Raw genomic sequence first — 13,073 nt, forward strand, 5'->3', positions numbered from 1 at the left:
CGAGTTAGGATAAACCTATGAAAAAGCAGCCCAATGACATAGTGACGCTTGAGTGGTTGTCGCCACTGCTCAATCAGCAATTATCACAGATATCTGATGGCTGGCAATCAGGTGCTGACATCGACAGTTATCAACAGATGACATCGCACTACCATCAGATTAGCGGCGCGCTGACGATGATTCGCTTGCCTCTACTAGCAGATATTGCCAATAAGTTGAGCCTTATGGCGAGCTTGGGGGAGAGTGATGATCTGTCTACTAGAGACTGTCAAATAGGCAAGTTTTCTCATAAATTGTTGCAACATGCGCTCAACCAATATGCGCGTGTAGGCAAATACAACCGCGCTCTAATAAATAAAGCGACTAATGAGCTTGCCCAGATACTATCGCAACGAGGTGTGGAAGCAGACGCGTTTATAGATGCTACTGATACCCAGCACGATCATCGAAATAACGATGATATTAATGAAAATATTGTTCATGAAGATATTGTCAATAGCATTCAGATCGCAGTACCCACGAGTAATGTCACGACCAATTTGGAAGATCAGCACTATCAGCAGATGTTACTGGTGTGGCGACAGCAAGTACAAAAATTGCTGGTTGCCAATATCAATCAGGCACCGGTTCTACAGGTTTTAGAAAAAGTTAGTCAATACCTATGGCAGACCACTCAAGACAATGATTTACAGCGCCTATGGTATTTGACTCAATTGTGGCTGAGTGATCTTGCTCATAATGAAGCGCCGTTACCTGAATATTATGCGCCACTATTAGGTCAGCTTGATCGCGTCATAGAATCTGCTACTCAGCCAGCCCAGTTATCTTCGAGCCTTGTCAAAAGCTTAATCACCAGTGTCTATATCCAGCTCAGCTATTTAGAGAATAGTAGCGAGCGAACTCAATCTATCCTTAATGACATATCACAGCATGGGCCTTCGACCTCACGTTTTTTAACGCGATTACTCAGTGAGATTGAGACCTTTATCTTTAATCTAGATAAGCCAGACACGCTAGTCAATCCTCTACGACATATACAAGGCCAGCTTGAGAGTCGAGGTTGGGTACAATACGCGTCGCAAGTCGAATCAATCCTTGCAGATTTAGAGCAAGCACGCTTATCAGAGACAGAGTTTACGCAGCAGCAATGGCACATTGAGCGCAAGCTACAAGAGCTCTATAGTGCTATTTATGATACCGAGCAGGCAATATCACTCAAAATTGGCGCTGCTGCTTCTTTTGCTACTACACCTGAAGCGTTCGATATCAGTGATGTAAAGGGTGAAGGTAGACATGAATCAGTTTCTACTGACAGTGATTTACGTGAGCTACGTATTGCTGTTGAAGAAATCAAGGAAAGCTTTAACGAGTATATACAACGTCAAGATATTCAGTCTTTACCAGCCATTGCTGACTTTGACAAAATTGCCCATACTTTTGATGATATGGGACTGCCAGTCATTAGTGAGACGATAGAAAATATAGGTAGCATATTCACGCAACTGCTCACTCATGAGATTGCTGTACTTAGCTGGGATGTGACCCAAGCCTTGGCAGAGAGTCTGACCTCGATTGAATTGTTACTCGACTATCTTGCGCAGCAAGTCTTTGACCAAAACTTACTGACGCAGGCACATGAGTATGCAGCGAAAGCATCACAGCTTCTTAATGTGTATGTGACATCACCAGAAACGATTAACGATACATGGCTGACGCAAAAGCCAGTCGCGATGAATGTGCTTCGTTATGATGATAGTGGTGAGATCGCACCTGTGACCGATTCAGATGATGAAACGGTGATAGCAGCGCAAGATAACACTGATACTAGTCCTAATGTAGAGAGTGACGCATTGCTGCGTGCTCGTGAACAAGTCAAGCCTGATAACTTTGAAGTTGATGAAGAGATTCGTGACATTTTTATCGAAGAAGTCACTGAAGTAATCGATGATCTGGAGGATTTTCTGCCTATTTGGCAGCAGGATGCACAAGACTTAACACCATTGACTGAGGTGCGTAGAAGTTTTCATACCTTAAAAGGCTCAGGCCGTATGGTTGGTGCCTTTAGCATCAGTGAGATGGCATGGTCAATAGAAAACCTACTTAACCGTCTGTTGGATAAAACACTCCCTGTAACAGACGATGTCGTACGTCTGGTGATAGAGACGGCGGAACGTTTGCCAGTGCTACTGACAGATTTTTCCGCACAACAATCACCGAACTTTGATCCTGCTATTACTATTCTGCAAAGTAGTAACCTAATGGCGCAGCAGCCTGTCAATGCTGGTTTAGATACGTTTGAGACTGGAATCACTGAAACATCAGCTGAAGTAGCGTTAGGTATCAATGACTCTGATTCAATGGATGATTTATCGTTAGAAACATTACTTTCGAGCGTTGATGATACTGCAGGAACAGACTCTGAAAACAATAATACAAATGTACCAGCATCGCTATCTGGTTTAGAGATTCCGGCAGTACTTGTTCCGTTTATGCAAGAAACCGAGCAATTAGCAGCCGATGCGAATGATGCAGATCCTGATATTAAAGAGATATTTATAGAAGAGGCCGAGGAAGTACTTGCCGAAATTGTACCTTTATATGAAGGTTGGCAGCTAGCATCAACCGACCTAGACGCTCTAAAAGATATCCGTCGTGGTTTTCATACCCTAAAAGGCTCTGGCCGCATGGTGGGCGCTAACTACACCGCCGAGCTAGCATGGGCGATAGAGAATATGCTCAATCGCGTATTGGATCATAGTGTTGTTGTCTCAAGCGATATGTGTCAGCTAATGTCAGATGTATTGGCCGCTTATCCTGAAATGTTAGTAGCATTTGAAAATAATAGCCAAGATTACCCATCTTTAGTGCCCTTATGGATTGCCTGCGCCAATGCCTATAGTAAGCAACAGGGTGATGCGTTTAGTTACTCTCGTTTATATGAGCAAGCAACAAGCCAGTCCGAAGATAACCCCGCACAAGAGTCCGTATTGGATACTGGTATAGACGAAGCCAATCCTGACTATGATGAGACTAATGAAGCGATAGACATGACGTTACAGACCTTTCATTCTGTCAACGAAAAAATGGCAGAGGCAACCGTCGTTCTAACACCTCAAAGCGAAGAAGAAAAAGCATTTTGTAAGATATTTATTGATGAAGCAGAAGAGTTACTTCATCACATTGATCAATTTGTCAGCGACAATCAAGATCAGCAGCTTATTGAGATAACGGATGACATAGTACGTGCATTCCATACGTTGCGAGCTGCATCTGGCTCCAGTGCTTTGGCTGCAATCAGCGAAGTTAGCTCAACGATAGAGCATAGTTTGGAGCTATTGCAGCAGCAAGATACTGCTATGAGTGCCCAACATTTAGAGGCTTTAGCGCAATCTGCCAAGCTGATAAATGGTTATTTAAGTAGCTACAAACAAAATATTCAGCAGCGTAGTGTCATAGAAGAAGATTCACACAGTCAGCAAGAGCAAGACATAGCGTCATTGCAAGCAATGCTGGCTGAGCAGTATGTCATTAGTGATGCTGATGCGACCGTTGTCACTGATAGCAAACCAACGATAGAAGAGCTATTAGATAATAATATCGACACGTTGTTAGATGCTGAGTGGGAGTTAGAAGAGGCGCTTGGTCATGCTGAAACAGAACACAGTCAAGACTATATCGCGCAGCAAATTTCACAAATCACCTGTTTAATAGATAAAGCTCAAGCATTTCCAAAATTCATTACCGTTCTGAATGAGCTTGGTAATGCCTATAGCTACCTGAGTGATAATATCGATAAAGCGAGAGATAGAGATATCCAATCTATTCTACTGTCGGGCCATGCCCAGTTGATTGGTCTATTCGATGCGCTAGCTGGTAGTACGTCACTGAAAATAGACCAGCAGGTAATGAGTGAGCTACAAGGTATCTATCAAAATGATAACCTTGACGATAACGACGAAGGCTTTGTCGTTCGAGCTATTTCAGCACCTGAAATTCAATTTGAAACGATTGATACGGATATTGAGCTATTAGAGATTTTCTTAGAAGAGGCTCAAGAGCTTGATAACGCGCTAGATGAGAGTTTCAATAAATGGCGTGACGATATTACTAATATCAATTCGCTAAAAGTATTACAGCGTCATTTGCATACCATTAAAGGTGGCGCACGGATGGCTGGCATTCGTAGTATTGGTGATCTAACTCACGAAGCAGAAAGCGTTTATGAGTCTTTTGTAGAAAATAGACGAGAGCCGACAACACAGTGGCTCGAGATTATGCAAATGGTGCAAGACACGATGTCGCAACAAGTGATGCATATCGTGAATCATAAAAGATCCTTTTTTACCTCAGAGCTTATCGAACAGTTAAAAGTACTTGAAAGTGAAAAAACCTTACCAGAAACGGTAGAGCTGATCATACCAGTACCGAAGAACTATTTTGAACCAGACGTGCAAAACGTAGTAGCGGATGAGGGTAATAGCAGTACCGAAACATCAGAATTGCTCAGCCTAGATACTATGATTAAGCAATCATGGCCTAATGGGTTGCCTGATCCAGACATATTATCGGTGTTCTTAGAAGAGGCAGAAGAGCTTACCAATCGTAATAAATACCTGCATTTGTTCTTAAACGACACAAACAATACCACAGCGTTACAAGCACTTCAGCGAGATCTGCATACCATTAAGGGCGGTGCCCGAATGGTGACTGCGTCCGGTATTGCTGATTTGGCTCATGAGATGGAGTCAGTTTATACAGACTTTGTGAGTAACCGTCGTCCCCCTACTCAGAAAGTATTAGAGTTGCTAGTTGCCAGTCATGATTGGCTTGCCGATGCCGTATTTATTCTTCAACAAAATGTCAATCCACCAACGCCTGCACTATTAATCGAGGCGTTAGAGCAGTTTGGGAGAAATCCTGATAGTCTCAAACAAGTTCCTAAAGAATCTCTACAGTCTCAGCGCGAAGCAATTTTGATTGCCAAAGAAAATCAAGACTCTCACTATCTTGCAAAAGATATCAGCGAGATGCCATCTATGTTCAGTACCACTAATGAGGAGGACGACAGCACTAGTAGTAATGAAATGATTCGTATCTCAGGTGGTCTGATTGAGCATATGATTAACTTATCTGGTGAGTCAGCGATTAACCGCGCCCGTATTGATATGGGTATTAGTAGCTTGACTAACAGTATTGAAGAGATGGGTACTACGGTACAGCGACTGGCAGATCAGTTACGCCGTATGGAGATTGAGCTTGAAGCTCAGATTTTGTCACAGATAGATGATGAGCTTATTGATAATGAGGATTTCGATCCACTAGAAATGGATCAGTATTCTTCACTGAACCAGTTATCAAAATCATTGACAGAATCTGCCTCGGATTTGGTTGATATTAACCATACTTTATTAGAAAAGACTCGTGATAGTGAAAGCCTGTTGCTACAGCTATCGCGAACACAGACTGAGTTGCAAGATGGGCTGATGAACTCGCGTATGGTGCCATTCACGCGTCTGACACCGCGTCTTGAGCGTATTGTTCGTCAGACGGCTAATGAGTTGAACAAATCCGTTGAGTTGACCATCATTAATGCTGATGACGAGATGGATAGAACCATTCTAGAACGTATTACTTCACCGCTTGAGCATATGCTACGAAACGCTGTCGATCACGGTATCGAAACTACCTCGACGCGCCTCAAAGCAGGTAAAGAACGTAGTGGACATATTACGCTTGAGGTCCATCGAGAAGGTAGCGAGATTGTCATCCAACTATCAGATGATGGCCGTGGTATCGATGTAGAGGCAGTACGCAATAAAGCTATTTCTCAAGGTCTGATTGATGCAAACGATGACAGTCTCTCTGATCTTGATATCATGCAATACATCTTCAATGCTGGGCTGAGTACCAGTAAGCAAGTGACACAGATCTCTGGCCGCGGCGTCGGCATGGACGTTGTGATTAGTGAAATCCGTCAACTAGGTGGTTCCGTTTCGGTTGTTTCAGAGCTTGGCAAAGGCTCTAACTTCACGATGCGTTTGCCATTGACGGTCGCTGTGTCTGATGCTTTGGTCGTGCGCGCAGCAGATCGCTACTACGCCATACCATTGGTACAGATTGAGCGCGTGGTGCGCGTCAACCCAGAAAAGCTATATGATTACTATCAGTCAGATGCTGCCACCCTGAACTTTGAAGATACCGAATATCGTGTACGTTATCTAAATGAGATTCTATCAGGTAATAAACTGAATGAGCTGGTCGTCAATACCAACACCAGTCTGCCGCTGATTATTATTAAAAACCGTACGGGACAAAACATCGCACTACAAGTTGATCAAATTGCAGGATCACGTATTGAAGTGGTTGTTAAACCCCTAGGCCAGCAATTATCGAATATACCGGGTATTTCAGCTGCTACTATCATGGGTGATGGTTCGGTAATGCTCATTTTAGATTTGATTGCGTTAATGCGAAATGTGCAGCTGGTGAAGAACAGCTCGAAATCTGCCAGTGCCAAGCGAGGACGTATAGAGTCCAAATCGACGGTGTTAGTAGTCGATGACTCCGTGACCGTACGTAAAGTGACCTCTCGTTTCTTGGAGCGTCAAGGGTTCAATGTGGCGGTTGCAAAAGATGGTATCGATGCGCTCGAGATATTACAGGACACGACGCCAGATATGATATTGCTGGATATTGAGATGCCGCGTATGGATGGCTTCGAGGTGGCGACTCAGGTCAGATTCAATAGTCGATTACAGCATATTCCAATTATTATGATTACCTCACGTACTGGCGAAAAGCATCGTGAGCGTGCTCTAGAGATTGGGGTAAATGACTATATGGGTAAGCCATTCCAAGAAAAAGAGTTGCTTGAAAAAATCCAAAGACTACTTGGTGAAGAGGTCAGCCTAACTAATGAAGGATAATGCACGTGTTTTAGCACTGCGACAAAAAAATAATAATGAGATTAAAGTGCTGGTGGTGGCAGAAGATCATCGCCAGCGTGTGGCTTTTTCGGACACCGTACGTAGCTGCGGTTTCACGCTTGTCGGCTGTGTATCATGGGCTCAGTGGCAAGAAAAAAGTGAGCTGTCTAATGTAGATATCGATATTTGGCTCATAGACAGTGATTATGATGATAGTGTTGCAACCGCAACGACAGCTTCCAAATCTGCTGCTGTCTTGGTGGGTTTTAGTCAGGCACCCTATCTTAACGAAGCACAGCAATATGCTAAATGGCAGCGTAAGTTAAAACGCAAACTGGCGAAACTGCTGGCGTTACCAACTTTACTGGATACTGCTGCTCATAAGAGTGATGATGAAAGAAGTTGGCAATATGTCGTATTTCTGGGTGCGTCTATGGGTGGTCCTAGTGCAGTAAAAGAGTTTTTAGATAATGTACCAGCGACACTGCCAGTGTGCATTTTATTGGCGCATCACTTCAATCAGACTATGATTGGTACGCTACCACGGATACTCAATCGCCATAATGATTGGCGCTGTGAGGTTATCGCTTCCTCGCAGCGTTTGCGAGCAGGACAATGTCTCATAGCACCGATCGATAAGCAGATTGTCTGTGATTCGGCAGGTCGGGTGATACTGTTGGAGCAGGCGTGGAGCGGTGAATATAAGCCTGCTATTGGTCAGCTTCTTAAAAATACCAGCGATGTTTATGGTAGCGATCTAATCAATATTATATTTTCGGGCATGGGTAATGATGGTTCTCAGTATTTAGACATGGTTCAAGACAACAACAGCCAGTTATGGGCGCAAGACCCTAGTCTGAGTGCATGTCCGAGTCAACCTCAGGCTATTATTGATTCAGGATATTGTGGTTTCGTTGGTAGTCCGACAGATTTGGCAAAAAAACTGACTGATTATATTGGTGAAAGGGCAGCAAGCCATTCACGCTAACTGATTGTGAGCGACGTATGAAACAAATTTTGAAACACTCATTTGAAGCGGTAAGTTTACTGACTACGAATAATGGTATGCTTGATGTGACTATCGTGCCAGCATCTAACCAACCTGATTGGATCATTCCGAGCAGTTTGATTTTGAGCGTCGAGGATTATCAAGAGCGTATATCTACGTATCAGTGGCAAGAGCAAAATCTTGCCGTCTTTCACTTGTTACCGCAAGATAGAACACCAGAGAAAATTATCGTACTAGAGGGCAATACCACCGAGCATCGATTTGCTTTGCAAACGGCAGGTGAGCTGCGCCAATTACAAGCCCGTATTTCTGACGTCAAAGATACAGAGCTTCCTGAGCAGTTTGCGGATACTGGTGTTGATAAAATAGAGGGGCAGTCCGACGAAAACGTTGTGCTCTCTTATCTGTATCAAACCGTTATGATTGACGACAATGTTTATTTGGTGCCAGACTTGGACAAAATTGCGCATCATTTGGTTAATTTAGATAACTAGATTCTCGTCTAAGTTTCAGTTATGCTTCACCTCATAGGTAGTACCCGAGCAATGCTGATTACTTTTTGTTATTGGATGAGTTGCTGTCCTATATATAATATCAATTATAAATAACGCTTAATAAAAACTATAGAGCCGCTCATGAATAATTCTAACGTATCAAAATGGTCGCTCAGCAGTCGTATATTTCATTGGATCAGCGCAGTTTTATTGTTGATCACATGGGTGATGATACTGCTGTATGAAAATCTCGATAGCAATCTATATATCGGATTTCACAAAGCGTTTGGGGTAAGCTTGTTGTTTTGGATGATTGCGCGAGTTATCAACCGCGTCTTTACCAAAGCGCCACCATCAATACCAATGCCAAAATGGCAATCGCTGGTCTCCAAGTTATCGCATTTTGCTCTCTATGCCATTCTAATCGCCATGCCGCTTGCTGGTTTATTAATGACGGTATATGGTGGTCGTCCTGTCGATATCTTTGGTTTATTCCAAATACCCGTGTTTGTGACTCCTGATAGGAGTTTGGCACGCTTTTATAATGATTTACATACCGATATTATTTGGCCGATGATTATCGGTTTTACAGCGCTGCATATTGGTGCTGCCTTGTATCATCAGTTTATCAAAAAAGACAATTTAATATCACGTATGAAATGATCTGCCATTGATCAATGCTCGGATGCTATATATATCACGCCGTACCAATAAACTTAAAGATGCAAAAAAGCCCTAAGTACATTACTTAGGGCTTTTTAAGTGATAAATGAAAATGCTTGCTGTCTAAAGGTCTGATTACAAATTTACTTTTTGTGTTCAGGTAAATTGATGTTCATCTCTAACACATCTAAGCTATCTTCTGAGCGATGATTGATATTGACATCATCAATCTGTACACCATTCACATATTTGTTGACCACTTCTAAGATTTCACGTTTCATTTTTTCGATACGATCAACCGTTAGACGATTATTTAGACGATTTTCGCTAGCTACGATAACCTTGAGACGTTCGGTAGCTAGATTGGCACTGCCTGCACTACTGCTATCGTCAGTACCAAATAGGCTACTCCAAAATCCTTTTTTCTTAGTCATCATTAACCCCCAAACCAGCGCTGTAGTAAACTCTTTTTCTTCACATCAATATGACGTAGTGGACGCTCTTCGCCTAAGAAACGGGCGACGATATCATCATAACATTGACCAGCAACAGAGTCGGTATAATGAATAACAGGCTCACCGTGGTTCGATGCTTCGAGCACAGAATGGCTCTCAGGCACAACGCCGAGCAATGGTACTTTTAGAATATCATTAGAAATAGTATCGATGTCCATCATCTCATTCGCAGCAGCACGTTCTGCATTGTAACGAGTGATGACCAAGTGCTCACGTACAGAGCCTAGGTTTTCTTCAACCTTTTTCGTTTGGCTTTGCAAGATGCCGATAATGCGATCCGAGTCACGTACTGAAGAGATCTCAGGGTTGGTAACAATGATGGCTTCGTCAGCGTGATACATGGCCAACTGTGCACCGCGCTCGATACCAGCAGGTGAGTCACAGATGATATAGTCAAACTGTTTAGACAGCTCAGTCATGACCTCTGCGACACCTTCGTCTGTCAGTGCGTCTTTATCACGCGTTTGACTGGCAGGAAGGATATACAGGTTTTCAAGCTGTTTGTCTTTGACAAGTGCTTGCGACAAGCGTGCGCTACCAGTGATGACATCAACGAAATCATAAACAATTCGGTTTTCACAACCCATGATCAAGTCTAGATTACGTAGACCTACATCAAAATCAATTACAACCGTTTTATAGCCACGCAATGCTAAACCAGCGGCAAAAGAGGCACTTGTCGTGGTTTTGCCCACACCGCCTTTACCTGAAGTGATTACAACTATCTTCGCCACAATGGCACACTCCTATGAATCAATGGGATATCTTTTATATAAATAGCACAATTGCATGGTATTTATCTACTAATTATATATGTACTATCTGCGAAGCTAGCCTAGCATAAATATACAAGGATTTATAGCAAGTCTATATTAAAGCAGAAAAACAACTGAGATATGAGCTATAAAGGGTTTTTGCTTATAAATGGCACAGTTAACAGCGATAATTTTTAGCCGCTTGATAGCTATTTAAATATACGGCAAATAACGTTAAAACCAACACTTAATAATAGCTCAATTGTAACGATTAATTTGATATATCTTGTTTTATTTATCTGACACAGCAGCTTATATAATTACGGCTTACCTTACCCAGTTTACTTTACTAGACAATCACCTAACCGTTTATTATTTTTAACCGAGTAATCGTTAAGCTTCATCCATCACGATAAATACTAGACCTTCACCTTCCACAAACTTGACTTGCACCGGTTTGTCTATCACGTGATCTGGTAGATTGTCCCGTAAGCAATATGTCCCCGCAACGGAAACCAATGAAGGGTTGAAAACTTGGCAAAAAATGCGGGCATCTTTGTCGCCCGTTGCACCTGCAACCAAGCGACCTTGCGCACGCCCATAGACATGCAGGCTATTGTCGGTGATTGCCTCAGCACCATTGTTGACACTGTTGGTTAAAATCAAGTCGCCGCCAACATGGTTTAAGCTTTGTCCTGAGCGCAGCATTTGGTCATATATTAGGCTGGTTATATGCTGAGCACTTAATAATGTTTCATCTGGAAGACTAGAGATGGTGGTTTCAATGGCAGGTATATTTGCCGCACTCTCGGTGCTAGTAGCGTTGGCTGATTCTGCGCCGTTATCTTCTTTGGGTTTATTGGACGGTGTAGGGGCTGTTTTGCTAGGTACGATACGTTCAATACGTTTACCATCTGCTGGAAATATGGCCAAACGTTGCTCGCGCGCTTGATCATCAAGTAGGCCTGTCACCACACCGATAGGTTGCAGCCCCCATGACCATAATAACTCTACTAAAGCAGACAAATCTTGCTCGACCGCGCTATCGATAAGGATTGGGATATTACTGGATTTGTTGCTCAGCGTTTCAGCAAGCTGGGCTTCAATAGCGCCTAGCTCACTGGTATTGAACTGTAAACGTGAAAAAGTCAGCATCTTGCCATATAGGGCTAAGGCTGGTGCTGCGCTTGCAGTCTGATTATTATTGTCTGAAACTGTCATATATAAACCCTTAAAAATAATTCTATCACTGTATTCACGGTGTCATTTTTATTATCGTGTCATGTTAGTCGACATACTATAGATTTAGCATGTCTTGGTGTTTCCATTGCTGTACTTTTACTTGCGCTTCAAATGCAGTCAAACTGTCATCAATGATACTCGAAATCAATGTATCAAGCGCGGTATTATCGGTATCTATTTGGGCGATACCACTGGCAATAGCGACCATCAATGAGTCGAGGCGCTCAGGGTCAAGCAGACGCTTATTCAGCGCATAAACAACATTTTCACCAATATTATGTCCGACATGCTGTAGCTGTGATTCAATCAAATGACCAGCGATGGGTATCATACGCAAATAGCGTCGTAGCTCAGGGGTATTGGCTAAGCCTTCTTCAATGGCGTTGCCCATGTCGCTAGCCAACATGCTGCCGCCACCTGATGAGGCAGTCAGCTCTTGCAATTTTGGCGCAAGCTCGGAGCGAAGGATAGATAATACGGCCGCTTCAATTTCAGCACGGTTACGCGTGATGGCTGATTCAATGAATGATTTGTGCGTTTCAGGATTGGTCAATTCCTGTCTAAAGTTTTGGATAGTCGTCAAAATCACACGATCCGATAGCTCTTCTAGTAGTAGGTCAATATAGAACTTGATACGGTTGATCCATGGCTGCGGTAGTACTTGATAGCCAAGCTGGTACAACCGACGCCCGATAACGACTGCCCTAAATAACCGTAACAAACGCAGTTGCGGAAAACAGCCCAAGACTTCATACCAATGGACAAAAGGAAAGAAAAACCAGCGATAGTAGACTTTTTCTTTGATTGCAATCGCCCAGCGTAATACCAGCTCACCAACCAAAAAGATAGTAAAAAACCCACCAGCGGTACGTAACGGCTCATGCAAGGTAGCCTGATACCAGTTGAGCCCCTCGCTGACTGACAGCCATTGTGCAGCATTACTACTAAAGTCGCTCATCAGTACCGCGTCAATACTGATCAGTAATAAATCAATACTGATGGCGATGATCATTATGATGTCGTAAGTGAGCTTTAGGCGACTTGGCTGCGGGCGATCCGGTCTTGGCGGCTCACTGGTTGCAAGATGAGGCGAAACCGGTGCGGTCGTAAGAGGCGGGTTAGGAGGAGGAGAGGCGGGCACAGTCATACCTTATAAGTGATAAATGGTACAAAAAATGAGTAAATTTCTAATGAGTATTCAAAAATAACCATCGAAAATTTATGAGTTCATGATTAGTCACATTATCAATGAATAAGGCTAAAAAACAACCCATCTGCGATTAAAATTTACGCATAATAATTTATAACTCATAAAGCGAGCATCGCAAATAAAATGCTCGCTTATTATTATCAATATTATTTTGGTCGATTACGCCATAACTCATTGCGAATACTACTCGCCTTTATAACTTATTTTGCTATGACTTATTGTGCCTGTATATAACGTATTTAATGCTTTATATTAAAGG

The 13,073-nt window shown here is 42.8% G+C and carries 8 protein-coding genes; 4 read left to right on the forward strand and 4 right to left on the reverse strand.

Going from position 1 to position 13,073, the window contains the following annotated elements; all coding sequences use genetic code 11:
* Window positions 1–17 precede the first annotated feature (17 nt).
* The 4 genes from ACTXGK_RS17700 (at window position 18) to ACTXGK_RS17715 (ending at window position 9,092) form a co-directional block, all read left to right on the forward strand.
* Window positions 18–6,926 (forward strand): Hpt domain-containing protein, encoded by a 6,909-nt coding sequence (locus ACTXGK_RS17700; protein ID WP_443515904.1) that lies wholly within the window; start codon window positions 18–20, stop codon window positions 6,924–6,926.
* Complete coding sequence (locus tag ACTXGK_RS17705) at window positions 6,916–7,914, forward strand: chemotaxis protein CheB (RefSeq protein WP_443515902.1); 999 nt, start codon at window positions 6,916–6,918, stop codon at window positions 7,912–7,914. The genes ACTXGK_RS17700 and ACTXGK_RS17705 overlap by 11 nt, the downstream gene beginning before the upstream one ends.
* A 17-nt stretch (window positions 7,915–7,931) precedes the next feature.
* Window positions 7,932–8,429, forward strand: a complete 498-nt coding sequence (locus ACTXGK_RS17710) for a hypothetical protein (RefSeq protein WP_443515901.1) — start codon at window positions 7,932–7,934, stop codon at window positions 8,427–8,429.
* Between the two features lie 141 nt (window positions 8,430–8,570).
* Window positions 8,571–9,092, forward strand: coding sequence for a cytochrome b (locus ACTXGK_RS17715; RefSeq protein ID WP_443515899.1), 522 nt, complete (start codon window positions 8,571–8,573; stop codon window positions 9,090–9,092).
* Between the two features lie 143 nt (window positions 9,093–9,235).
* On the opposite strand, the gene minE is transcribed toward ACTXGK_RS17715, so the two are convergent.
* The 4 genes from minE to ACTXGK_RS17735 form a co-directional block, all read right to left on the reverse strand.
* Complete coding sequence (gene minE / locus ACTXGK_RS17720) at window positions 9,236–9,526, reverse strand: cell division topological specificity factor MinE (protein ID WP_201597908.1); 291 nt, start codon at window positions 9,524–9,526, stop codon at window positions 9,236–9,238.
* A 2-nt stretch (window positions 9,527–9,528) separates the two neighbouring features.
* A complete protein-coding gene (gene minD, locus ACTXGK_RS17725) occupies window positions 9,529–10,341 on the reverse strand; it encodes a septum site-determining protein MinD (RefSeq protein ID WP_058025481.1) in 813 nt (270 codons plus the stop codon).
* 414 nt (window positions 10,342–10,755) lie between these two features.
* Window positions 10,756–11,583 (reverse strand): septum site-determining protein MinC, encoded by an 828-nt coding sequence (gene minC, locus ACTXGK_RS17730; protein WP_443515897.1) that lies wholly within the window; start codon window positions 11,581–11,583, stop codon window positions 10,756–10,758.
* Window positions 11,584–11,659: 76 nt separating this feature from the next.
* On the reverse strand, window positions 11,660–12,751 hold the full coding sequence (locus ACTXGK_RS17735; protein ID WP_443515896.1) for a hypothetical protein: 1,092 nt from the start codon (window positions 12,749–12,751) through the stop codon (window positions 11,660–11,662).
* Window positions 12,752–13,073: the final 322 nt, after the last annotated feature.

The organism is Psychrobacter sp. T6-5, assembly GCF_052258485.2.
Taxonomy (GTDB): domain Bacteria; phylum Pseudomonadota; class Gammaproteobacteria; order Pseudomonadales; family Moraxellaceae; genus Psychrobacter.

What these genes read in the sequence shown, in the direction of transcription:
- ACTXGK_RS17700 (WP_443515904.1), top strand. Translation starts at nt 18, where the DNA reads ATGAAAAAGCAGCCCAATGACATAGTGACGCTTGAGTGGTTGTCGCCA.
- ACTXGK_RS17705 (WP_443515902.1), top strand. Translation starts at nt 6,916, where the DNA reads ATGAAGGATAATGCACGTGTTTTAGCACTGCGACAAAAAAATAATAAT.
- ACTXGK_RS17710 (WP_443515901.1), top strand. Translation starts at nt 7,932, where the DNA reads ATGAAACAAATTTTGAAACACTCATTTGAAGCGGTAAGTTTACTGACT.
- ACTXGK_RS17715 (WP_443515899.1), top strand. Translation starts at nt 8,571, where the DNA reads ATGAATAATTCTAACGTATCAAAATGGTCGCTCAGCAGTCGTATATTT.
- minE (WP_201597908.1), bottom strand. Translation starts at nt 9,526, where the DNA reads ATGACTAAGAAAAAAGGATTTTGGAGTAGCCTATTTGGTACTGACGAT.
- minC (WP_443515897.1), bottom strand. Translation starts at nt 11,583, where the DNA reads ATGACAGTTTCAGACAATAATAATCAGACTGCAAGCGCAGCACCAGCC.
- ACTXGK_RS17735 (WP_443515896.1), bottom strand. Translation starts at nt 12,751, where the DNA reads ATGACTGTGCCCGCCTCTCCTCCTCCTAACCCGCCTCTTACGACCGCA.